Below are 22,930 nucleotides of genomic sequence, written 5' to 3' on the forward strand. Positions count from 1 at the left end.
AGAACCTGGATGCGCGCATCGAAGAATCCCCAGCGCTTGCTGCACGCGGCACTCCTCTGCGCCCTGTCCTGGAGCGGCCAGACGTTGGCCTCCGGCGCGGAGGCGCTTGCCCCCGCCGGCGCGAAGGCGCGGCCCCATCCCCAGAACGCGAAGGCCCTGCTGCACGAGGAGCGCCTCCTCGCGTCCAAGCCGCACCTCACTCCGCCGCCGCTGCCCGACTGTCCCGGGATGATTGACAACGGCGTCGTCCGGCTCGGCGTCGCGCCCGCGGGGCACCTCAACCTCCCCTGTCCCACCAACCCCATCTCCAGCGGCACCTTCGGCACGCGCACGATTGGCCTGCGCTACCTGCCCACCAACGGCGAGGCCGCCGCGCCAGGCAGCGCGTGTGAAGGCTGGGGTGTCGCGAGCGCCGACCTGGGCATCTCCGGCCACAGCTCCGCGGACTGCGGCGCGTCCTCCAACCTCACGGTGGAGCTCAACGCGCCGTCTCCCATCTCCACCATGTCCGTCGTCCGCGTGGGGAACACGTTCCGGGTGACGCACATCTACAGGCCGTCGCCCGTGACGAACCACCTGTACCAGGTGGACGTCCTCATCGAAAACATCGGCACGGCCTTCGTCTCCGACCTGCGCTACACGCGCGGCATCGACTACGACATCCTGCCCAACACCTTCTCCGAGTACGTCACCGTCGCGGGCACCGCGGGCAACCCCTGGGTTGTGGGCGCGGTCGACAACAACTTCGTGTCGCTGGACCCGCTGGCCCTCAACTATTCGCTCATGGGCGGCACGGGGGACTTCTCCAACGTGGGGCCCGGTGACCTGGGCGCGCAGCTCGACTTCCGGTTGGGCGCGCTCGCCGTGGGACAGGTCCTCTCCTTCCGCATGTTCTACGGCGCCGCGGGCAACGAGCCGGACGCGCTCAGTGCCCTGTGGGCCGTGGGCGCGAGCACGTACTCGCTGGCCAAGGGGAACTGGAACGGCACCGGGGATCCGCTGAGCCCCACCGGCGCCCCCACGGGGACGTTCGGCATGACCACCGGCCAGCCGAACACCTTCATGTTCGGCTTCCGCCCGCCGGAGTCGCCGACGAGCTGCACGGTGGAGTGCCCCGGCTTCCTGTCCCATGGCGTCTACACCGTGGACCACGCGGGCACCCTGGACCGCTGCGTCGTCAACGGCCAGTACGCGAACAACACCGTGGCCGTCACCTCCCTGTTCGGCGAACGCGTCGAGTTCACCTGCAACGACTACGGCAGCCCGCACGGCAATCCGTGCAATGTCGGTCCCGGCGCTGACACCTGCAACCTGGCGGCCTTCCAGAGCCTGTGCAGCAGCCCGGCGTTCGCGCGGTACTGCCTGTAGGCGACGCCGCGCTCAGACCTTCAAGCTCGACGGCGGCGGCGCGTCCGGAACGCGCCGCCGCAGGAGCGAAGCGCCCACCAACAGCGCGACGCCCGCCGCCACCGCCCCACTGGTGAAGGGCGCACCGGGCCCTATCCGTGAGTAGAGGAAGCCGCTCCACACCGGCCCCACCACGCGCGCGAGCCCGCCCGCCGACTGCACCACGCCCAGCACCCCGCCACGCAGCTCGCGCCCCGCGAACCCGGAGGCCAGGCTGGCCATCAGCGGCTGCAACAACCCCGTCCCCGAGCCCACCAGCACCATGGCCAGCACCAACATGGCCCCGTGGCTCGCTGCGGCGATGCACGTGAGCCCGGTCCCCATGCACGCGGCGCCCACCAGCACCAACGTGGTGTCCCGGACCCGACGTGTCAGCCAGCCGATGACGAAGGCCTGAAGCACGAAGGTGACCAGGCCCATCAACGCGAAGAGCCGACCGATCTCCAGCTCGCCCCAGCCGAACCGCGCCTGGGCCAGCAACCCCAGCGACACCTGGAGGTTCGTCATCCCGATGAACACCAGGAACGTCAGGGCCAGCACCGCGCCCAGCCCGGGCCGGGCCAGGACGTCGGACAGCCGCACCCGGGGACGGCCTGGCTCCTCGTGCCGCTCCGCCCGCGGGCGGTGCGTCTCCGGAAAGAAGAAGAACACGCCCAGCATCGCCGCCGCCGCCATCACCGCGCCCGCCAGCGGTGGCGCCCAGGCGCCATGCACATGGAGGACGCTGCCGATGACGGGCCCCAGCACCATGCCCAGGCCAATGCCCGCGCCGACGAGGCCCATGGCCGCGGCCCGCCCACGCTCCTCCGTGACGTCCGCCACCGCCGCCTGACACGCCGCCAGGTTGCCCGCGGTGGCACCCGCGAGCAGCCGCGACGCGAACAACCACGGCAGCCACTGGACGTGGGTGGAGTACGCGAACAGGGCCATGGAGATGGCATTGCCCAGCAGGCTCAGCAGGATGACGGGACGGCGCCCCACCCGGTCCGACAGCCGCCCCAGCACCGGCGAGGCCACGAGCTGCGCGAGGGAGAACAACGCCAACAGCACGCCCGCCGTCGTGGCCGTCCCGCCCATGGACTCCACGTAGAACGGCAGCAATGGGATGATGAGGCCGAAGCCCACCAGGTCCAGGAACACCGTGACGAAGACGAGCGCCCGTACCCGTCGCTGCACGTTCCGGGGCACGGGAGAAGTCCATGATGGCGGGGGCATATGCCAGATGATTGACGCCCCTGCCCGCCAGGGGAACAGGTTTCGCGTCCGGCGAATGGCCAGCTTCAGCCATGATAGCCTTTACATCCCCGAAAACCCTGCACACCGACAGGGACCCAGCCTCGGGGATTGAGAGGAACGTCATCATGTCTTCCCGCCGACACCGTCTGTCCTGGAGCGTCGCCGTCCTGCTGGCCTTCGCGGCGACCGCCGCGAGCGCGGAGTCCCCTGAGCCCAACGTCGCCGTGGCGAGCGCGGCGGAGTGCTCGCAGAGCGTGCAGTCCGACGCGGAGTTCAGTGAGGGCGACCTCTCGGGCCTCGCCTGTGTGACGGTCCGGTGCAGCTCCGACCAGGAGTGCCGTAACGCGTGCCCCACGGCGCGCACGGCGACGTGCTCCTTCAATGCGTGCAGCTACACGTACAGCGGCGGTGGAGGCGGAGGCGGCGGTCCGACGTGTCCGTCGACCCGGTGCATTGATGACGCGGACTGTGTCTGCCGCGGCGTCCAGGGGTACTGCGCGAACCGGGCCTGCGCCTACTGAGACGCACTGCCCGCCAGGGTCCGCCTCAGCGCCGCTTCGCGGGAGGCGGGCCCACGGGCCTGGGGACCAGCAGGTCCTCGAAGAGGGAGAACACCTGCTCCGCCCCACGCTGGAGCGCCGGCACCCCGCTGTGCGCCCACTGTTCTAGCAGCCACCCATCCGTGGCCTGTCCGATGCCCATGAGGGACGTGAGCAGCAGGGACTCCGGCATATCGCCACGCACCGCGCCCAGCGCGCGCCCGTCCTCCAGGACACGCTGGAACCACGCCACCAGCGGCCCTTCGAAGCGCAGCCACGCCTCCTGGAGCTTCGGATGGGTGCGCGCCTGCGACATGCTCCGGAGGAGCCGGGCCGAACGCTCGTCGTTCACGATGTGCGTCGTCAGCGCGAAGTAACGCGCACGCAGGGCGCGCCAGAAGCCGTCCGCGTCCGCGGGCCGCTGCCAGGCGCCGAAGCGCCGCGCCAGCGTATCCAGCGTGAGGGCCAGCACGGCGGCGTACAGGTCGTCCTTGCCCTCGAAGTAGTAGTACGCGACGCCCTTGGAGAAGCCCGCGCGCTCCAGGATGCGGTTGTAGGAGGCCCCATCGAAGCCGTGCTCCGCGAACTCCTCCGCGGCCACGTCGAGGAGTGTCTGTCTGCGCTCGGGGTCGAGCCTGCTGGCGCGGGGACGGGGCATCGGACGCAGCGCTTCTATCAGGATGCGTCAGGCGTGTCGCCGAGCGCCGCGTGATGCAACTGGTGCCACGCGGCGATGGCGCGGTCCGCCCGGACGAGCGTCCCGTGCGTCAGCGCGCCCGAGCGAGGCAGGCTGGAGCGAACCATCCGGTAGTCGTCTGGCTGGATGAAGCGGAACTCGAACGCAATCGCCAGCCGGGCGGCGAGCCACCGCAGCCCTGGCAGCCGGACATATCGCTGATGGAAGCGCGCCGCGATCCACGTGTGCTCGGCATCCACGGGCGTGCAGACCACGGCGGCGTCCAGCCGGGGCGAGAAGCGCAGGTGGAGCACGCCCGGATAGCCCACGTCGATGTCGAACCGGAACCCCGTCCCAGGCGGACGCGCCTCCTTGCGCAGCCAGCCGACGGTGCGGATGGCCCCCGCATCCACATGGACCTCGTAGGGGTCCAGCCGCGTGTAGCCCGGCGGGACATAGCGCCGGTGCGCGAAGGGGAAGTGGTGGAGGTCCATCATCCCCTCCATGACCCGGGTGAAGCGCGCGTTCCAGACCTCCTCCACCGCGGCGCTGCTCGAATCAGGCTCCGGCGCGTCCGCGAACCAGGGCAGCGCGGGAAGGGCTTCTGGCGCCCGGCCCCCCAGCCACGCCCAGATGAACCCATGTGCCTCCCGCACCGGATGCAAGCGCAGCGCGAGCCCACGCGAGGGCTTCGCGTCACGGCCCTCACAGGGCATGGCCAGACAGGCGCCGCCTCCGTCGTACCGGAAGCCGTGGTAGGGGCACTCGAGCACCCCCCGCCGCACGCGTCCAAGCCCGAGGTCCGCGCCCCGGTGGGGACAGGCCGCATCCGCGCAGTGGGCCTCGCCCGCGGCGTCCCGCCAGAGCACGAGCCGCCGCCCCAGGCGCTGGATTCCCAAGGGCCGTCCCTCCCCGAGCGCCGGTGACCGCGCCACCGCGTACCAGTGCGCCGCCCACTGCTCGGCGTGCTTCGAGCCCGTCGCTTCATTCATCGAACACCCGCCCTAGACCGCCAGTTGGACCACTGGTCTAATACTGACGACCGGCCTGGGGGCTCGCAACCGAAAACGCGCGGGAGTGCCTGCCTGGCCGGCTCAGGACGCTTCCGGACTTGGAGGGAAGCGCGACAGCAGCTTGTGCACGGCGTCGTTGATCTTCTTCTGGAGCTCATCGGGAGACAGGTCGCGGTGGAGCTCCGCCTGGGCGGTGCCGCGCCAGACCAGCCGCTGCTCGCGGGCATCCACGCCGTCGAGGATGAGCGTGCCCACGTCATATTCGCGGACGTAGGTGCGCGGCCCTCCCATGCCGTACGGATAGCCATAGGGCCCGTAGAAGGAGCTCCATGGGCTCCAGTACGGGCCCCAGGGGTAGCCATAGAAAGAGTCCACCGTGTCGATGGACACCTTGGTGTCGATGGCCCCCTGCCATCCCACGAAGAAGTCCGGGTCCGCGCCCATGTCCACCTTCTGGTAGCCGCGCGCCTTCAGCTCCTGGTCCACCGCCATGCGCACGCGCACGTCGACGATGTCGTTGTAGACGCGGGCGTCCTTGCCCTGGGGCTGCGGCAGCCAGGCGTAGCGGCGGAAGTCCTCGATTCGCTCGACGGCGCTGGGGTCGTAGTTGGTGTTGACGCGGATGCCCGAGCAGGCCGCCAGCGCCAGCCCCAACAGCACGGGGGTGATTCGGAACAACAGCCGCATGGGAGCCTCCAGGATGTCGGGGCGCGGACACATCGCGGCACCGGCTCCCTGCAAACCTAGGCGTCCGTCACGCGACCCTCGGGTACGGCCCGCACGTCCGGCGACTGTGGCGGAGCGGGTCCGAGCGGAAGGTCTGCCCGCTCGGGATGAAACCGCTGAATCCGTTGTTCGGCCCGCGCCTTCGGATGTCAGACCGTCTATATCCCCGGTCTTCGGCTCGCAGCCCCTTGTTTCAGGAGCAACCCTTGACACCTCCCCACCGACGATTCCCCGGCGCCAGGCATGTGCTGGCCTCCGCGTGCACCACGGCCCTGCTCACCTCCTGCGCGTCCTCCACCTCCGCGGAGAAAGCCGCGCCGCCCGCCCCTGTCGCCGCGGCGCCCGCCGCGCCGCCCGCGTCCAAGCCGAAGCCCACGTATGGGACCTTCGGCTTCGACTCCTCCGGCATGGACCGCGACATCGCGCCGGGCGACGACTTCTACGGCTTCGCCAACGGCGCCTGGGTGAGGCGGACGGAGATTCCGCCGGACCGCTCCAGCTACGGCATGTTCACCACGCTGGCGGAGCAGGCGGACCAGCGCAACCGCGAGCTCATCGAGGCGCAGCGCCAGGCCCCCGAGGGCAGCGAGGCCCGGAAGGTGGGAGACCTCTTCGCCAGCTTCATGGATGAGGCGGCCATCGAGGCCAGGGGCGTGACGCCGCTCAAGCCGGAGCTGGAGCGCATCGCCGCCATCGGGCAGCGCGAGCAGCTGGCCACGGTGCTGGGCGCCACCCTGCGCGCGGACGTGGACGCGCTCAACATGGGCGACGTCACCACGGACCGGCTCTTCGGCCTCTGGGTCGCCGAGGACCTGAACGAGCCGTCGCGCTACGCCCCCTACCTGCTGCAAGGCGGCCTGTGGCTACCCGACCGGGACTACTACCTGGCCGACAGCCCGCGCTTCACGGAGCTGCGCGAGCGCTACCAGGCGCACATCGCGGCGATGCTGAAGCTGGCCGGCTTCGATGACGTGGAGACGCGCGCGGGCCGCGTCTTCGCCCTGGAGCGGAAGATGGCCCAGGCGCACGTGTCGCAGGTCGACACGCGGGACATCTCCAAGGCGAACAACCCCTGGCCGCGCGCGGAGTTCACGAAGCGCGCGCCCGGCCTCGCGTGGAAGGCGTTCTTCGCCGCCGCGGGACTGGGCACGCAGGAGCAGTTCATCGTCTGGCAGCCGAGCGCGCTGACGGCCCTGTCGAAGCTCGCCCAGAGCGAGCCCCTGCAGGCGTGGAAGGACTACCTGGCCTTCCACGCGGTGGCCCGCGCGGCGCCGTACCTGCCCAAGGCCTTCGTCGACGAGAGCTTCGCCTTCAACGGCAAGACGCTGACCGGAACGCCGGCCCTGAAGGAGCGCTGGAAGCGTGGCGTGGACGCCACCAACCACTCCATGGGCGAAGCGGTGGGCAAGCTCTACGTGGCGAAGCACTTCCCGCCGGAGGTGAAGGCGGAGGCGGAGGCCATGGTCCGCAACATCATCACCGCGTTCGAGAAGCGCATCGACGCGCTGACGTGGATGTCGCCCGACACGCGGACCCGCGCCAAGGAGAAGGTGGGCACGCTCCAGGCGAGCATCGGTCACCCGGAGAAGTGGCGTGACTACTCGGGGCTCGACATCGTGGCCGGTGACGCCTACGGCAACGCCGAGCGCGCCGTCCGCTTCGAGTACCAGCGCAACGTCGCCAAGCTGGGCCAGCCCGTGGACCGGAAGGAGTGGTACATGGTGCCGCAGCTGGTGAACGCGCTGAACTCACCGCAGCAGAACTCCATCATCTTCCCGGCCGCCATCCTCCAGCCGCCCTTCTTCGACGCGAACGCGGACCCGGCCGTCAACTACGGCGGCATCGGCGCGGTCATCGGTCACGAAATCGTCCACAGCTTCGACGACGTGGGCGCGAAGTTCGACGCGCGCGGCAAGCTGGAGAACTGGTGGACGAAGGAGGACGAAGCGAAGTTCCAGGCTGCGGGGAAGGCCCTGGCGGCGCAGTACGACGCCTACCGCCCGCTGCCGGACCTGGCTGTGAATGGCGAGCTGACGCTGGGAGAGAACATCGCGGACATGGCGGGCGTGGCGGTGGCCCATGACGCCTACCAGCTCTCCCTGGGCGGCAAGCCCGCGCCTGTCATCGACGGCTACACCGGCGACCAGCGCTTCTTCCTCGGCTTCGGACAGGTGTGGCGCACCAGCTACCGCGAGCCGTACCTGCGCCGCATCATCATGACGGACGGCCACTCGCCGGGCCCGTACCGCACCGCCACCGTGCGCAACCTCGATGCCTGGTACGGCGCGTTCGACGTCAAGCCCGGGCAGACGCTGTTCCTGGCTCCCGAACAGCGCGTCCGCATCTGGTAGACGTCATTTGACGGCGAGGGGTGCCGGCCCGGCTTGCAGGCGCGCGGCCGTCGCTCCCGCGTTGGCGGTTCGAATTCAATATCAGCTCTGAGGTCGTTTGAGATGTCTCACCTGGCAAGCAAGGGCCCCGTGCTCGAAACGCCGCGTCTCCTCCTGCGGCCTCCCCTGGCCGAGGACCTGGATGGCTTCGCCGCGCTGTCGGCCGACCCGGAGTCGGCGCGTTTCATCGGAGGCGTCCAGCCGCGGTTGATGGCGTGGCGCAACCTGTATGCGATGGCGGGCGCGTGGTCGCTCCAGGGCTTCGCGATGTTCTCCGTGCTGGAGAAGTCCACGGGCGCGTGGGTGGGACGGGTAGGCCCGTGGAAGCCCGAGGGCTGGCCGGGAACGGAGATTGGCTGGAGCCTGCTCCGCGAGTTCTGGGGCCGGGGCTACGCCACCGAGGCGACGGCGGCGACCATGGACTGGGCCTTCGACCACCTGGGCTGGACCGACGTCATCCACTGCATCGTGCCGGAGAACACCCCGTCCCAGCAGGTCGCGCTCCGGCTGGGGTCGCGCGTGCTGGGCCCGGCACACATGCCACCGCCGCACGACACGATCCGCGTCGACCGCTGGGGGCAGAGCCGCGACGAGTGGCGCGCTCGACGCAAATAGGCGGCGCGTAGCTCCAGAGCAGGGTCCGCCTGCCCGTCCCCTGGGGTGGCTGGCACCCAAATCGCCAGGAAAGACGGGAAGTTGAGGGACTAGCCAAGCGCATGTTACGACCGGCGATGGCCAATCCCTCCTCCCCCGTATTGGCCATTCGGAGCCGGGTTTCCATGAGCGAGCGCAACGACGTCCCGAGGACCACTGTTCCCGTGGCCCCCCTGCCTGTGTCTGGCGCGCCCGCGAGCCCCAACGCTCCGGCCCCTGAGACGCCGGCCCAGGCCACCGCCGCGCCCGCTGCCGCCGCCAACACCCGAGCCGAGGACGAAGCGCGCGAGCGCATCGCCTCCCTGGAGCGCGAGGCCAAGGCCCTCAGCGTCTCGGAGCCCCACTCGGCGGCGCTGCTCTTCCATGAGGTGGGCCTGCTCTGGGAGGAGCCGCTCAAGAATCCGCGCAACGCCGCGGTGGCGTTCCAGAACGCCTACAAGCTGGCGCCGCGCTACCTCGTCAACATCCGCGCGGCCCGCCGGCTCTTCGCGGACGTGGGCAACTGGCAGATGGTGCTCCAGTTGATGGACGCGGAGCTGGCGGCCACCGACGACGCGCGCCACCAGGCCGCGCTGCTCTTCGAGAAGGGCATCATCCTCCAGGAGCGCCTGTCGCGGGACGAGGAGTCCGCCGCGTGCCTGAAGCAGTGCCTGGAGCGCCGGCCCACGGACGTCGTCGTCCTCACCCAGCTCGAGTCCGTCTACGCCGTGCGCAATGACGCGCCCGCGCTGGTGGAGGTGTACCGGCTGATCGCCGCCGCCGTGCAGCAGCCGGCGCTGCGCGCGCACTACCTCACCGCCGCGGGCCTGCTGCTGGAAGAGCGGCTGAAGCAGAAGGAAGGCGCCGCGGCCCTGTTCCGCGAGGCCTTCGCGCTGGACCGGTCGGACCTCCTGCTCCTGGCGGCCATGAAGCGGCTGGCCGAGCGCGAGGGCCGCGTGGATGAGCTGCTCGCCGCGCTGGGTGCGGAGGCCGCCGCGCTGGGCGCGCAGGCGGCGCCCGCGTACCTGCAGATCGCCAAGGTCTACGAGCGCAACAACCGCAAGGACGACGCGCTGGCCGCGCTGCTCGCCGCGCGGCAGGTGTCCCCCAACGAGCCGCTGGTGCTGAGCGAGCTAGCCGGCATCTACGAGACGCAGGGCCGCTTCGAGGAGCTGGCGGACGTGCTGCTGGCGCGCGTGGGCTCGCTCAACGACGAGAGCGAGCTGGTGGCCACCAACCTGCGGCTGGCCGCGCTGTACGAGGAGGACCTCAAGCGCGAGTCGGACGCGGCAGCGCGGTATCAGGCCATTGTCGCCCGCATCCCCGGCCACGCGGCGGCGCTGGCGGGCCTGGGCAAGCTGTACTACCGCATGCAGGACTGGGAGCGGCTGGTCGCCGTCTTCGACGCGGAGGTCGCCGCCGCCGAGGACGCGAAGCAGAAGGCCGCGCGCATGTACAAGGCGGCCGAAATCCTGGAGGAGCGGCTGGGACGGCAGGAGGACGCCATCTCCCGCTACAACACCTGCCTCCAGTTGCAGCCGGGCTACCTCCCCGCGCAGAAGGCCCTCACGCGCCTCTACGAGCGCCAGGGCCGCTTCGCGGAGCTGGTGGCCATGTACGAGCAGGACCTGCTCCAGACGAGCGACCGGGATCAGCTCATCACCACGCTGAACAAGATGGCGGTGGTGTACGAGGACCGGCTGGGCGATCTGGACCACGCCATCGAGTGCATGAAGCGCATCCTCGACCTGGCGTCGGACCACCTGCCCACCATCCGCAACCTCGCGCGGCTCCATGAGCGGGCCAGCCGCTTCCGCGAGCTGCTGGAGACGCATGACCTGGAGGCGTCGCTCGCGGGCGACACCAAGCAGGTGCTGTCGCTGCTGCACCGCAACGCGGAGATCCTGGACGAGCACCTCAAGGACCGCGCGGGCGCCATCGCCGCGTATGAGCGCGTGCTGGCGCTGTCCCCGTCCTACCTCCCCGCGCTCAAGGCGCTGGGCCGCCTGTACGCGCAGGATGGCCGGTGGGAGAAGCTGGTGGACATGTACCGGGCGGAGTCGGAGAGCTCCGCGTCCACCGAGCAGGCCGCCGCGCTCATCTACAAGATTGGCGAGCTGTACGAGCAGCGGCTGAACCAGGACAACGAGGCCATCGCTTCGTACAACGAGGCGCTGATGCTGGCGCCCAGCTACTTCCCGGCGCTGCGCGCGCTGGCCCGCATCTACCGCGCGCAGGCCGCGTGGGAGAGCCTGGTGGAGGTGCTGCGCGCGGAGGCCGCCAACCGCACCGACCCGCTGGAGCGCGCCAACGCCCTCTACCAGGCGGCGGCCATCTGGGAAGAGCAGCTGCTGCGGCCCGAGCTGGCCATCGACACGTATCAAGAGGTGCTGCGCCTGACGCCGGCCCACGCCGCCACGCTGCGCGCGCTGGAGCGGCTGTACCTGGCGCAGGACAACGTGAAGGAGCTGGTCGGCATCCTGGACCGCGAGACGCAGGTGGGCAGCACGTCCGCGGCCAAGGTGACGGCGTACCTGAAGCTGGCGCGGCTGTACCTGGACCGCTTCCAGGAGCCCTCACGCGCGGCCCAGTGCTGCGAGGCCGTGCTGGCGCTGGACGCCGGCAACCTCACCGCCCTCACGCTGCTGGAGCGCATCCGCGCCTCGGACCGGCCGCGCCGCGCCGAGCTGCGCCAGCGCATCGCCGACCGGGTGACTGACCCGCGGCTGGCCACGGCCCTGCGGCTGTCCGCCGCCGTGGACCTGGACCGCAGCCCCGCCGAGGGCACGCTGGAGGCCTACAAGCGCGCGTTCGAGGCAGACCCGGGTGATGCGCGGCTGGCCTTCCTGCTGGAGCGCGGCCTGCGGCAGGCGGGTGACGCCGCGGGGCTGGCGCGCATGTACACCATGCGGCTGGCATCCGCGCAGGACGCCGACGAGGCCCTGGAGATGCTGCTGCGCACCGCCGAGCTGGCGGACACGCGCTTCAATGATTTGGAGCGGGCGGCGGCGCTCTACCGGCAGGCCCTGGAGCTTCAGCCGCAGTGCCTGCCCGCGCTTCAGGGGGCTCGCCGCGTGGCCTTGAAGCGGGGCGACTTCGCGGGCGCCCGCGCCGCATGGGAGGCCGAGGCCCGGGTGTCGCGAGATCCGCGCGGCGCCATCGAGGCGCTCCTCGGCGCGGCGAAGCTGGCCGTGGGCCGGCTGAATGACCCGGACGGCGCCACGGCGCTGTACCGGCAGGCGCTGGAGAAGGATCCGCTGCACGCGGGCGCGCAGGCGGGCCTGGAGGAGCTGCTGGCGCAGCGCGGTGGCTCCGCGGACCTGGCGGCCCTGCAGGAGCGGCGCGCCGAGGCGAAGCTGGCGCAGCGGGACGGGCTGGCGGCGGCCACGGCGTTCATCAGCGCGGCGCGGCTGCACCACTCCGCGCTGAATGACGGCGCGCGGGCGCTGGCGCTGCTGGAGAAGGCGCTGTCGGCGCAGCCGGGGCACCCGGAGGCGCTGGAGCTGCGGGGCGCGCTGCTGCTGGAGGCGCAGCAGTACCCCGAGGCCGCGGCCATGCTGAGCCAGCGCGTGCAGCTGGGCGGCGACCCGCGCGTCCTGGCGCAGCTCCACATGACGCTGGGGAACCTGTACGCGGCGCACCTCAACGACCCGAGCCGGGCCGCGGCGCACTACCAGACGGTGCTGGCCACCCTGCCCCGTCACCTGGAGGCGCTGGAGCGGCTGGCCGGGCTCCACACGCAGGCGCGCAACTGGGCGGGCGCGGTGGACTGCCTGCACAAGCTGCTCCAGCAGGAGCTGCCGCCAGAGCCGCGGGCCCGCTTCACGCTGGAGCTGGCGCGCACGTATGACGAGGGGCTGGGCGACGCGGGGGCGGCCACCCCGCTCTACCGCCGAGCGCTGGAGCTGTCTCCGGGCAACCCCACCCTGGTGGACCGGCTGGTGGTCCTCTACGAGCGCGCGCGCAACCTGCCGGAGCTGGCGCAGCTCCTGGAGGCCCAGGCCGCGGGCCCGCTGGCCGCGGAGCCCAAGCGCGCCGCGACGCTGCGGATGCGGGCCGCGGACCTGTACGCAGGGCCGCTGTCCGAGCCCGCGCGCGCCACCGCGCTGTACCGGCAGGTGGTGGACGGTGATGGCGCGAACCTCCAGGCCCGCGCGGTGCTCGCGGAGCTGTACGCGCGGGACTCGGCCTCGGTGCCGATGGCCATCGAGGAGCACCGGCAGATCCTCCGGCAGGACCCGACGCGCGTGGACAGCCTGCATGCGCTCTTCAAGCTCTGGGAGGGCCTGAAGCAGCTCGACAAGGCGTTCTGCGCGGCGGCGGCGCTGCACTTCCTGCGCTCCGCCAACGAGGTGGAGCTGGCCTTCTACATGGAGGCCCGCACGCGGCTGGCGCAGGAGGCGCGCGAGGCGCTGACGCACACGGACGTGGACTCGGTGCTGATGCACCCGGGGGCCCGGGGCCCGCTGCTCGAGGTGCTGCGCGCCATGGGTGAGCACCTGGAGAAGGTGTACCCGCCCAACTTCGACATCGTGGGTGTCAACCCGAAGGCGGACCGGCTCAAGCCGGACTCGGCCGTGTACAAGGCCATCCGCGCCGTGGCGCAGGTGTTCGGCGTGGAGAGCTTCGAGGTCTACCAGGCGCGGCGCGGGCTGACGGTGCTGGAGACCACGGAGCCCATGTCGGTGTGCATTGGTCAGGACGTGGTGCGGCGCTTCAACGCGCGCGAGCAGAAGTTCCTCCTGGGCCGCGCGGCGCTGGGGCTGCTCAACAAGACGGCGGTGCTGGAGAAGCTGTCGCAGGGAGAGACGGCGGACCTCTTCGGCAGCGCCATCCGCCTGCACGCGCCGCAGTTCAGCGCGCTGGGCCGGCGCAACGACGAGTCGGTGAAGCAGCTCAAGCGGGCCTTCCCGCGCAAGGCGCTCAAGGCGCTGGAGAGTCCGGCGATGTCGCTGGGCGAAGCGCAGAAGGTGGACCTGGCGCCCTGGCTGGAGGCCATCGACTACTCGGCGGACCGCGCGGGCCTGCTGATGTGCGCCGACGTGGCGGTGGGCCTGGGCATGGTGCTGCGCGAGGACCCGAACTTCGCGGGCGCCCGGCTGGATACGCCCGAGCCCATGATTCAGGCCGTGCGCGAAGTCGAGCGCCTGCGCACGATTCTGGCGTGGGCCTTCACGGACGACTTCTTCCGGCTGCGCCAGCGGCTGGGCTTGGGGCTGTAGGCGCTCCTGGAGCGCGGCGGGAGCCCTACTCCCGCCGCACCACCGCGCCCTCTGGCAGGCCGGTGATGATGCGCGTCAGGGCGTCATCCACGGGCTCGCGCTGGGCGGACTCCACCGTCACCTTCACCCGGTAGTCCTTGGCCGTGTCGAACTCCGGGTAGGAGCCGATGGCCACATGCGGCATGTCGAGCGCCACCCGGTCCAGCACGGCGGCGATGTCGCTTTCGCCCAGCCGGAGGTAGAGGCTGCTCACCGCCACGGGCGACCCGCCCAGCCGCGCGAGCACCGTCTCCAACTGCATCCGGAACAACTGCGGCACGCCGGGCAGCAGGAAGACGTCGTCCACGGTGAGCACGGGGAACCAGGTGCTGGACTGGTGCAGCAGCACGGCGCCCTCCGGGGCATCCGCGAGCCGCAGGGCTTCCGGTGTCACCTGCCGCTCCTCGGTGGCGCGGGACATGATGAGGTCCAGCATCTCCTGCAGGCGCACCACCTTCCGCCCCATGGCCAGGGCCACCGCGCGCACGGTGACGTCGTCATGTGTGGGGCCGATTCCGCCGCTCGTGAAGACGTAGCGCGCCTTGCGCCGGGCCCGGGACACCGCGTCCACGATGGCGTCCACGTCGTCAAGGACCGTCTCCACCGAGAGCAGCGGGATGCCCACCTCACGCAGGCGTTGGATGAGGTGCGGCCCGTTCAGGTCCTGGACCTTCGCCGTCAGGACCTCGTTGCCGATGATGACCGCCGCTGCGCCAGTCCGCTCCATAAGGGGCGGGATTCTAGTCGAATCCGATTGGGAATGGTGCTGCGTCACGGCCGCGTCAGGTTCGCCCCGGAGGTGCTGAGCGACGCCTTGGCGCCCCCCGTGTCAGAGAAGGAGTCACCTTGTTGGCTAACGTGCCAATCTGACCAGGCTCCGGAGAGGAACTTCCATGCGCGTACTCATCTCCACCTACGGCACCCGAGGTGATGTTCAACCCTTCGTCGCGCTCGCCAAGGCCCTGATGGCGCGTGGCCATGTCGTGGCGCTCTGCACGCCCACGGGGTTTCGCGGCATGGTGGAGCGCCACGGCGTTCCGTACGCGCACATGGACAACGCGGTGCTGGAGCTGACGGAGGCGGTCCTTCGCGCCCCCACGCGCGCCGAGCAGCGGCGGCTCTTCAAGGGGTTCGGCGCCATCATCCGGGCGGGCCTGGAGGACGAGTGGCGAGCGGCGCGGGAGCTCGAGCCGGACGTCCTCGTGTACCACTCCAAGGCGCTCGGCAGTCACCACATCGCGGAGAAGCTCGGGGCCGCCGAGCTGCTGGCGATGCCGCTGCCGCTGACTCCGACGCGAGAATTTCCAGTACCGATGATCCCGAGCTTTCGGCTCGGCGGATGGCTCAACGCGCTGAGCTACCGCCTCATCACGTTGGCCAACGTGGTCTGGGCTGGCGCGACCAACGACTTCCGGGTGAAGACCCTGGGCCTCGCGCCGCGCTCACGCTTCGCCGACCCGATGATGAAGGCCGATGGCTCCGCGGTGCCGGCGCTGTACGCGTACAGCGAGCAGTTGCTGCCGCGGCCCGCGGACTGGCCTCCTCATGTGCAGGCGACGGGCTGCTGGTTCCTCGACGAGACGGATGGCTGGACGCCGCCCGCCGAGCTCCAGGCGTTCCTGGAGGCAGGGCCGCCTCCCGTGTACGTCGGCTTCGGCAGCATGGGCGCGGCGCACGCGGAGGCGCGTGGCGCCACCGTGTTGAAGGCCCTGGCCTTGACTGGCGAGCGCGCGGTGCTGGCCACGGGCTGGGGAGGCTTGAAGACGGCTGCGCTGCCGCCGGACGTCTTCAGGCTGGAGGCCGCGCCGCATGACTGGCTGTTTCCTCGAATGAGCGCGGTGGTGCATCACGGCGGGGCCGGCTCCACCATGGCGGGCTTGCGCGCTGGCAGGCCCACTGTCATCTGCCCCTTCCTTGGCGACCAACCGTTCTGGGGGCACATCGTCCAGCGCGCGGGCGTCGGGCCCTCGCCGGTGCCCCAGAAGGCGCTCACGGCCGAACGTCTGGCGGAGGCCATCCGCACGGCGCTGTCCCCAACGGTGCGGGCTCAAGCAGCGGCGCTGGGCGAACACATCCGCGAGGAAGACGGAACCACGCGCGCCGTGCAGCTCATCGAGCAGGAGCACGCCCTGTGGAGTCGCCGCCACGCGGTGACTTGACGCAAGCCCTTCACAGCGCACCCGCGCGCCACGGGCCTTGGACGCTGGCGCCGGTGGTCTCGAAGGCAGTCAACCCGTGCCGTGCTTGAACTCGCCTTCACTGTCCGTTAGCGTTCAATCCACGCAACGCCGGGAGAGTGAAGTGCGCATCCGTGACGCACAGGTCGAAGCACTGCGCGACGTCAGGGAGACGAACTTCATCGAAGAGCTGGTGATGCACCTGCACACCCACTTCCCGGATGAGGTCAAGGACGTCCCCGGGGACTCGCTACGACAGGAGCTCCGGAAGGGGCTGACGCGCGCCCGCGGTTACGGGCTCGCCAGTGGCGAGCTGCAGACGCGCTTCGTCGGGCTCGCGGCCCTCTTTGGCTGGGCTTTCGACCTGGACGAGCCCTGGGTGGCGGAGGCCCTCTCCGACACGACCTTTGAACCCGATGAGCGGATGAACAGGGTCGAGACCCGCTTCCAGCGGCGGCTGGAGACGTCCGCGCGCAACGCGAAGGCACGCGCGGAATTCGGCATCGACGCGTAACGCGGCGGAGGGAACTCCCATGGCGCATGACATCGTCTTCAAGCCCTCGGCGGTCTTCGACCCGGAGCGGGCATACTTCAGCAACTGTGGCCCGAGACAGACCCCTCCCAGCCCCCAGGATTCGAGCGCGGCGAAGCTCACCCAACTGAAGGCCGCGAAGGCCGCCGCCACGTCCAGCTCCGCCGGGGGCGACGTCATCCTGCCCTGCATGAAAGCGGCGCTGCAGACGCTGGAGGCCACGGTCGTCGACATGGAGGGGAAGCCGCTCGACGACATCCTCATCGAGCTGCGCAAGAGCCCCACCGAAGCCCTGTCCGCCAGGACCGATGCGGCGGGGACGCTGCGCTTCCAGGGCCTCGCTCCGGGGACGTATCAGCTCGGGCTCCCCGACTTGGACCAGGACCGCTGGGAGCTCATCGGCAGTGCGCCCCTGCCAGCGGAGCGGGCCGCCTGCCGCGACGAAGCAGGCTGGACGGCGCCGCGCCCCGTGGCGCGGACGGGCCCCACCGCCCACGTCATCCAGCAAGGCGAGTGCCTTTCGACGCTCGCCCACCAGCATGGACTCCACGCGGACACCGTCTGGGACCTGCCGGACAACCGCGACCTCAAGCGCCGGCGGAAGAACAAGAACATCCTCCTGCCAGGGGACACCGTCATCCTCCCTCCGCGCCGGCTCGCGCTGCGGGACGTGGCGCCCGCGAACGCCTATCGCATCCGCCGCAAGGATGCGGCCGAGGAGCTGCGCATCCGCTTCCTGGACCGGCAGGACCGGCCCCGAGGCGGAGAGTCCTATCTGATAGCCATTGACGGCCCGAATGGCACCGAGGAGCGCACGGGGAAGACGGACGGAGACGGCTTCGTGCGTGAGTCCGTTTCAGCGACCACCACCGAGGTCCGGGTCACCCTGGGCCAGGGGCTCGAACGGGAGACGTTCGTCTTCCGCGCGGCCCACCTCGACCCGCTCGACACCCTCTCTGGAGTGCAGGGGCGCCTGACCAACCTGGGCTATCCCTGCGACAAGGATGAGGGGAAGCTGGGCGCCTTGACTCGCCGCGCGCTGCAGGACTTTCAGCGGGATGAAAAGCTCACGGTGACCGGCGAGCCGGACGCAAGCACCCGCGCGGCCATCGAAGAAAAACACCTCGCCTAGCAACGGCGCGGCAAGCATGGGCCGTGCACGCATGGCCCGAGGGAACCAGCGTGCCCATCACCATCACCCATCTCAGCGTTGACCGCTGCTCCGTGGACGGAGGTGAGGAGGTCCTCCTCACCGGAACGCAAATCCAGGCGGGGGCCACGGTCACCTTTGGGGGCACCAGCGCCACGGTCGTCCAGGTCACGCCGCCCACCCAGATAAGGGTGCGCACGCCCAAGCGGGAGCGGGCAGGACAGGTCACCGTCACGGCGACGAACCCCGACGGCACGTCGGCCTCATGGGGCACCCTCTTCGAATACTACGCGGTCGTGAGCAAGTGCAGTCCCGACGCGGGGACCAGCGCGGGCGCCACCCAGGTGACCGTCACCGGCCGGGGCTTCATCGCCGGCATGGTGGTTGACTTCAACGGCGCTGCCGCGGCCGCCGTCAACATCATCTCCAACACCGAGCTGACCTGTCAGACACCTGCCAACCCCGTGGGTGCGGTACCCGTGGACGTCTGGACCAGCGCGGCGCGCACCGCTGGGGGGCGCTGCGGCAATGGCTTTCATTACAGTGGCCCGGCGACCACCGGGGTCAGTCCGCGCGAGGTGCCGCTGGCAGGTGGGACGGACATCACCCTCCAGGGGCAGTACTTCGGCGCGGGTGCGACCGTCACCATCGGAGGCGCACCCGCGACCCACGTCGTCGTTCAGTCCGAGACGCAAATCACCGCGCGCACGCCCGCGCGTGCCGCCGGGGCCGCGGACGTGGTCGTCACCGTCGGGGCCGCACCCGTTGGCACGCTGGCGGGGGGACTGACGTACGTCGGCGCGGCGCTGACCGCCATCACGCCCGTGCTGGGACCGGCGGCCGGTGGCACGGTCGTGACGGTACAAGGCCAGCGGTTCGCCAACGGCGCCGTCGTGACCATCGGCGGAGTCAACGCCCTGCCCACCGTCTGGGGCGACGCGAACACGCTCACCGCGACGGCCCCCGCCCTTCCAGCGGGCGAGCATGATGTCGTCGTCCAGAACCCGGGCGAAGCCGCGGTGACCTTGCGCCGGCGCTTCAAGTCCATTGGCGCCCCGGTGACCGCTGGGGTTCAACCCCCGCGAGGCGGGACGGCCGGTGGAACAGCCGTCACGCTCACGGGCGACCACTTCGCCGCGGAGGTGAACGTCCGCATCGGAGGGGTCGCGGCCACGAATGTCGTCAGGGTCTCCGCGAGCACCCTCACTGCCACCGCGCCCGCGCACGCGGCGGGGATGGTGGATGTCGAAGTCCAGAATGCGGGCGGCGCCTGGGTCACGCTCGCCAACGCCTTCACCTACTCGGACGTCAGCGCCGTGGAGCCGAGCCGGGGCCCTGTCGCGGGAGGAACGGCCCTTGTCATCCGAGGGAGCGGCTTCGACCCGGCAGCGACCGTCACCCTTGGGGGAGTCCCCGCGACGGGGGTGGTCTGGCGCTCGGCCAACGAGCTCGCCGCCACCACCCCCGCGCACGTCGAGGGGACGGTGGACCTGGAGGTGCACAACCCCGGGGGCGCGCTCACCCTCGCGAACGGGTTCGCCTATTCGCCCATCACCGCCATCGAGCCCGCCGTCGGCCCGCTCGCGGGAGGGACCGTGGTGGTCCTCCGCGGCGGCCCTTTCGCGGATGGGACGACGGTGGAGTTTGGAGGGCTCGCCGCCGCGGCGCTCGTCCGCCGCTCAGCGCAGGAGCTGGCGGCCACCACGCCCGTGGGCGCCGGTGTCGGGCCGGTCGACATCGCCGTGCGCCACAACGGGGCGGTGAACCAGGTCGCCGGTGGCTTCGTCTACCAGGGGCTCGCGGTCGTCCGCGCTGTCGAGCCCCGCCAGGGCCCGCTCGATGGAGGAACCCCCTTCACCCTCACGGGCGACCACTTCCAGGAAGGCGCGACCGTCACGGTCGAGGGGCAACCCGCGACCCACGTCCGGGTGGTGTCGCCGAACACCATCACCGCGAGGACCCCTTTGGGGCCCCCTCCTCCCATGGGTGGGGTGCGGGTCGCCTCGAATGTCGGTGTCACGAACCCAGGCGCCGCGGCGGTCATCGGTGCCGGGCTCTACACCTACCGGGACGCGGCGCGGCTCATCTCGGTGGCTCCGGCGCGAGGCCCTGTCGGTGGCCGGTGGGTCACGCTCACCGGGCAGAACTTCACCGAGGGCGCGCGGGTCTTCCTGGGCGGCACCGAGCTCACTGGAGTGAGGTTCGTCGATGCCCAGCACCTGGAGGTCCGGCTTCCGGGACACGCAGCGGGCGCGGTCGACCTCTCCGTGCAGAACCCCGACGAGCCCCATCGTGCGAACTTGAACAACGCCTTCACCTACGTGACCACGCCCGCCGAGACGGGCGACAACGAGGTGGTGTTCATCCTGGATGGGGAGGCGTACTTCCACGAGCTCCGGTTGCTGCTGGAGCAGGTCCGGCAGGCGCCGCCGGACCCGAACACGTATGTCCGTCTGGCCTTCTGGATGATTGAGCCCTCGGTGACGGTGGGCGACGCGACCTGCTTCGAGCAGCCCCCTCACCGCCTGCTGACCTACATCGAAAAAATCGTGCGGGCGGGCCACGACGTCGACGTCATCGCCTGGCATGCGCCGAAGCATGAGCGGCAGTTCAACGGCATGGCGGACGACGTCGCGAAGGCGAACGAGTCCTTCGCCGAAGCCATCCGACGCATCGACACCGACGCCATCGCCACGGGCCCCGAGGTGGGACGCGCGCGAATGTACCTGGAGCACTACGAGGGGGACCTCGTCGGCGCGGCGAACCATCAGAAAATCGCGATTGTCTCCATCGCGGGGCAGCGCACGGCCCTGGTCGGCGGGCTCAACCTCTCCAACCACTACTTCGCGCCCCACGACCACCACGGGGACCAGACCTGGCACGACACCGCCGTGCGCCTCCGAGGCCCGGTGACCGATGACGTCGAAGCGGAGTGGATGCGGCGCTGGAGAAGGACCAACGACGTGGCCACGCAATGGGTATGGAACGCCTTTGGGAGCGGCGGCGACGTCGTGGCGCGCAACTACGCCTACTGGTCCAGCACGACCGTGAAGCAGCAGGCCGTCAGCATCCACGAGAACACCACCCGGCAGACTCGCCACCCTGACAACCGCAGCGTGAGCATCGCGCTCACGCGCTCCGTGGGGTCGACCCGCTACCGCCACATCCGAGACGCGGTCATCGAGCGAATCAACGCGGCGGACGACTACCTCTACTTCGAGAACTACCACTTCGCGGACCCCGACCTGGTCCAGGCCGTCTATCGACGCCATGAGGCGCGAAGACTCGCGGGTCACGAGCTGAGGGTCGCCATCGTCGTGCCCATGCAGGGCGGCTCCATGGCCTACATGACTCGCCGTGCCTGGCTGCACATGGTGCTGCGCTTCCGGAGGCCCGATGGGACGCCCTACTGCCGCATCGTCAGCTACCTTGATGACACGGGCACGGCCCGGCAAATCGACCGCACGACGTGTGCCACCTGGAACGTCGTGGACAGCTTCAATACCAACAGTCCGACCCCCGGACTGAGGAACCGGTGGCTCGAACGAGATTGCATCGAGTTCAAGCCGACCCTGGCCGACCCCACCACGACGGTGCCCCTTCACAAAATCACCGCGGTGGATGGGGATCTCCACTTCTACTCCTGCTTCAACCCGGCTGGCGCGGGTAACGTCTATGTGCACTCCAAGGTCGCGGTCTTCGATGACCGCTGGCTGGTGTGTGGCACCGCCAACTGGTCCTTCCGCAGCATGCAGTACGACGGGGAGATCGCCGCCTTCGTCGACTCCCCTCACGTCGCGCAGGGTGCGCTGACGGACCTGCTCAACCACTACAACCCGGGATACGCTGTCCACCCCACGACCATCGAGGTGGCGGCGAACTACAACCTCAACCATTTGGCGACGTACGGAGCGCACTACGGCGGCGCCGCCTATGCCTTGCTCCCGCTCTTCCACCACCTGGATCCGGGGCTCGACATGGGGAGAGCCATGCCAGAGGTCGCCAGCGACGGGCCGAACTTCACGTGGACCTGAAGCAGGACAGCTGAACGCGGGGGCTGGCGTCGCAGGGAGGAACCAGCCCAGCCCGGTTCAGCGCTTGCGGGCCAGCAGCTTGCGAATCTCCACCAGCGACGCGGTCGTCACGGCCTCGATGCCCTGCTCGCCGTCGATGTGGACGATGCGCTCGTGCTGCTCCCGGAGGCGGATGGCGGCCACGTACTGCCTGGCGATCCGCCGCTGCGCCTCGTCCGCCTCGAACAGCTCCGCCGCCCCACCGCGCGCCTTGCGGCGCCGTGCCGCCACCTCCGGCGCCACGCCGACGAACAGCGTCAGGTCCGGGGACACCGCGCAGGCATTCACCGCCTCCACCCACTCCATGGGCAGCGACGCGCCCTGGTAGGCCAGCGACGACAGGACATACCGGTCACACAGGACGAGCTGCCCCGCCGCCAGCGCCGGCAGCACCCGGGCCGTCAGGTGGTCCGTCCGGTCCGCGGCGAACAACAACGCCAGCGTCTCCGGCGCCAGCGGGCCCGCCCCACCGGGCAGTCCCAGCCGGCCCGTGAGCGCCTGGCGAATCAGCGTCCCCACGGGGCCGTCAGACGGCTCCCGCGTCGTCAATACCGCGTGCCCCTCCGCGCGCAGGGCCGCGGCGAGCCGCTCCACCTGCGTGGTGGTGCCAGCCCCATCCAGCCCCTCCAGGACGATGAAGCGCCCGGGACGGCGCGCGGCGGCCTTCTTCCGTGCGGCGCTCACCGGGGCAGCAACGCCGAGGGGTCGTCCAGCCGCAGCTCGCTGCGCAGGGCCAGCATCGACTCGTATTGCTTCAGCTCGTCCACCAGGACCTTCCGACCCGAGCGGTAGCTGATGAAGGCGTAGACGAGCAACGACACGGACACCAGGGCCGCCGCCCACGCCAGCAGCGGCGTGCGAAGAGAGTCGTAGAAGAGCTTGCCCGACGCCCCACCCACCAGGAGGGCAATGACGGTGGCCACCCCCGCTCGGGCGAAGCGCGTCGTGCTCTCGCGGGTGGAAAGGCTGGCTTGGAGCTGGTCGAGCCGAGCCCGGAGTTCCTGGGTATTGGAAGTCATCACGGCGCCAAATACCCTACATCACTGTGACGGTCGCGTCGAGTCGGTGCCTACCCACCGGCCGGCCGGAGGCCCTCCAACGGCCCCCTGCCCACCTC

16 protein-coding genes are annotated in these 22,930 nt (G+C 70.5%); 9 read left to right on the plus strand and 7 right to left on the minus strand.

Going from position 1 to position 22,930, the window contains the following annotated elements:
- Positions 1-9: 9 nt before the first annotated feature.
- A complete protein-coding gene (locus tag HV824_RS03450; protein ID WP_255207728.1) occupies positions 10-1,368 on the plus strand; it encodes a hypothetical protein in 1,359 nt (452 codons plus the stop codon).
- Between the two features lie 12 nt (positions 1,369-1,380).
- On the opposite strand, the gene HV824_RS03455 is transcribed toward HV824_RS03450, so the two are convergent.
- Positions 1,381-2,595 (minus strand): MFS transporter, encoded by a 1,215-nt coding sequence (locus HV824_RS03455; RefSeq protein WP_176415440.1) that lies wholly within the window; start codon positions 2,593-2,595, stop codon positions 1,381-1,383.
- Between the two features lie 173 nt (positions 2,596-2,768).
- Between HV824_RS03455 and HV824_RS03460 the strand changes: the two genes are divergently transcribed.
- Complete coding sequence (locus tag HV824_RS03460) at positions 2,769-3,164, plus strand: hypothetical protein (protein ID WP_176415439.1); 396 nt, start codon at positions 2,769-2,771, stop codon at positions 3,162-3,164.
- Between the two features lie 25 nt (positions 3,165-3,189).
- Here HV824_RS03460 and HV824_RS03465 read toward each other — a convergent pair whose 3' ends face one another.
- The 3 genes from HV824_RS03465 to HV824_RS03475 all read right to left on the minus strand — a co-directional run bounded on the left by HV824_RS03465 (position 3,190) and on the right by HV824_RS03475 (position 5,558).
- Positions 3,190-3,840: a TetR/AcrR family transcriptional regulator gene (locus HV824_RS03465; protein ID WP_176415438.1), complete on the minus strand. Its 651-nt coding sequence runs from the start codon at positions 3,838-3,840 to the stop codon at positions 3,190-3,192.
- 17 nt (positions 3,841-3,857) lie between these two features.
- Positions 3,858-4,850, minus strand: a complete 993-nt coding sequence (locus HV824_RS03470) for an aromatic ring-hydroxylating dioxygenase subunit alpha (RefSeq protein WP_176422647.1) — start codon at positions 4,848-4,850, stop codon at positions 3,858-3,860.
- Between the two features lie 102 nt (positions 4,851-4,952).
- Complete coding sequence (locus tag HV824_RS03475) at positions 4,953-5,558, minus strand: DUF4136 domain-containing protein (RefSeq protein WP_176415436.1); 606 nt, start codon at positions 5,556-5,558, stop codon at positions 4,953-4,955.
- 245 nt (positions 5,559-5,803) lie between these two features.
- Here HV824_RS03475 and HV824_RS03480 point away from each other — a divergent pair, with 245 nt between their 5' ends.
- The 3 genes from HV824_RS03480 to HV824_RS03490 all read left to right on the plus strand — a co-directional run bounded on the left by HV824_RS03480 (position 5,804) and on the right by HV824_RS03490 (position 13,842).
- A complete protein-coding gene (locus HV824_RS03480; RefSeq protein WP_176422648.1) occupies positions 5,804-7,948 on the plus strand; it encodes a M13 family metallopeptidase in 2,145 nt (714 codons plus the stop codon).
- Between the two features lie 102 nt (positions 7,949-8,050).
- Complete coding sequence (locus HV824_RS03485) at positions 8,051-8,602, plus strand: GNAT family N-acetyltransferase (RefSeq protein WP_176415434.1); 552 nt, start codon at positions 8,051-8,053, stop codon at positions 8,600-8,602.
- 164 nt (positions 8,603-8,766) lie between these two features.
- Positions 8,767-13,842, plus strand: a complete 5,076-nt coding sequence (locus tag HV824_RS03490) for a tetratricopeptide repeat protein (protein WP_176422649.1) — start codon at positions 8,767-8,769, stop codon at positions 13,840-13,842.
- Between the two features lie 25 nt (positions 13,843-13,867).
- Here HV824_RS03490 and HV824_RS03495 read toward each other — a convergent pair whose 3' ends face one another.
- Positions 13,868-14,608 carry a molybdopterin-binding protein gene (locus HV824_RS03495; RefSeq protein ID WP_176422650.1) on the minus strand — a complete coding sequence of 247 codons (741 nt, stop codon included), beginning with the start codon at positions 14,606-14,608 and terminating at the stop codon, positions 13,868-13,870.
- 166 nt (positions 14,609-14,774) lie between these two features.
- On the opposite strand from HV824_RS03495, the gene HV824_RS03500 reads away from it, so the two are divergent.
- The 4 genes from HV824_RS03500 to HV824_RS38130 all read left to right on the plus strand — a co-directional run bounded on the left by HV824_RS03500 (position 14,775) and on the right by HV824_RS38130 (position 21,774).
- Positions 14,775-16,040 (plus strand): glycosyltransferase, encoded by a 1,266-nt coding sequence (locus HV824_RS03500; RefSeq protein ID WP_176422651.1) that lies wholly within the window; start codon positions 14,775-14,777, stop codon positions 16,038-16,040.
- Between the two features lie 142 nt (positions 16,041-16,182).
- Positions 16,183-16,572 (plus strand): hypothetical protein, encoded by a 390-nt coding sequence (locus tag HV824_RS03505; RefSeq protein WP_176415430.1) that lies wholly within the window; start codon positions 16,183-16,185, stop codon positions 16,570-16,572.
- A 19-nt stretch (positions 16,573-16,591) separates the two neighbouring features.
- A complete protein-coding gene (locus tag HV824_RS03510) occupies positions 16,592-17,722 on the plus strand; it encodes a peptidoglycan-binding protein (protein WP_176415429.1) in 1,131 nt (376 codons plus the stop codon).
- 23 nt (positions 17,723-17,745) lie between these two features.
- Positions 17,746-21,774 carry an IPT/TIG domain-containing protein gene (locus tag HV824_RS38130; RefSeq protein ID WP_176422652.1) on the plus strand — a complete coding sequence of 1,343 codons (4,029 nt, stop codon included), beginning with the start codon at positions 17,746-17,748 and terminating at the stop codon, positions 21,772-21,774.
- Positions 21,775-21,831: 57 nt separating this feature from the next.
- Here HV824_RS38130 and tmk read toward each other — a convergent pair whose 3' ends face one another.
- Together tmk and HV824_RS03525 are read right to left on the minus strand one after the other, a co-directional pair.
- Positions 21,832-22,497 (minus strand): dTMP kinase, encoded by a 666-nt coding sequence (gene tmk / locus HV824_RS03520; protein WP_176415427.1) that lies wholly within the window; start codon positions 22,495-22,497, stop codon positions 21,832-21,834.
- Positions 22,494-22,832, minus strand: a complete 339-nt coding sequence (locus HV824_RS03525) for a hypothetical protein (protein ID WP_176415426.1) — start codon at positions 22,830-22,832, stop codon at positions 22,494-22,496. The genes tmk and HV824_RS03525 overlap by 4 nt, the downstream gene beginning before the upstream one ends.
- Positions 22,833-22,930: the final 98 nt, after the last annotated feature.

Origin of the sequence: Myxococcus sp. AM009, assembly GCF_013372605.1 — a bacterium.
GTDB lineage: Bacteria > Myxococcota > Myxococcia > Myxococcales > Myxococcaceae > Myxococcus > Myxococcus vastator.

Bases quoted from the DNA above. Each gene is read 5' to 3' on its own strand.
- HV824_RS03450 (WP_255207728.1), top strand. From the start codon at position 10: ATGCGCGCATCGAAGAATCCCCAGCGCTTGCTGCACGCGGCACTCCTC.
- HV824_RS03460 (WP_176415439.1), top strand. From the start codon at position 2,769: ATGTCTTCCCGCCGACACCGTCTGTCCTGGAGCGTCGCCGTCCTGCTG.
- HV824_RS03465 (WP_176415438.1), bottom strand. From the start codon at position 3,840: ATGCCCCGTCCCCGCGCCAGCAGGCTCGACCCCGAGCGCAGACAGACA.
- HV824_RS03470 (WP_176422647.1), bottom strand. From the start codon at position 4,850: ATGAATGAAGCGACGGGCTCGAAGCACGCCGAGCAGTGGGCGGCGCAC.
- HV824_RS03475 (WP_176415436.1), bottom strand. From the start codon at position 5,558: ATGCGGCTGTTGTTCCGAATCACCCCCGTGCTGTTGGGGCTGGCGCTG.
- HV824_RS03485 (WP_176415434.1), top strand. From the start codon at position 8,051: ATGTCTCACCTGGCAAGCAAGGGCCCCGTGCTCGAAACGCCGCGTCTC.
- HV824_RS03490 (WP_176422649.1), top strand. From the start codon at position 8,767: ATGAGCGAGCGCAACGACGTCCCGAGGACCACTGTTCCCGTGGCCCCC.
- HV824_RS03495 (WP_176422650.1), bottom strand. From the start codon at position 14,608: ATGGAGCGGACTGGCGCAGCGGCGGTCATCATCGGCAACGAGGTCCTG.
- HV824_RS03500 (WP_176422651.1), top strand. From the start codon at position 14,775: ATGCGCGTACTCATCTCCACCTACGGCACCCGAGGTGATGTTCAACCC.
- HV824_RS03510 (WP_176415429.1), top strand. From the start codon at position 16,592: ATGGCGCATGACATCGTCTTCAAGCCCTCGGCGGTCTTCGACCCGGAG.
- HV824_RS03525 (WP_176415426.1), bottom strand. From the start codon at position 22,832: ATGACTTCCAATACCCAGGAACTCCGGGCTCGGCTCGACCAGCTCCAA.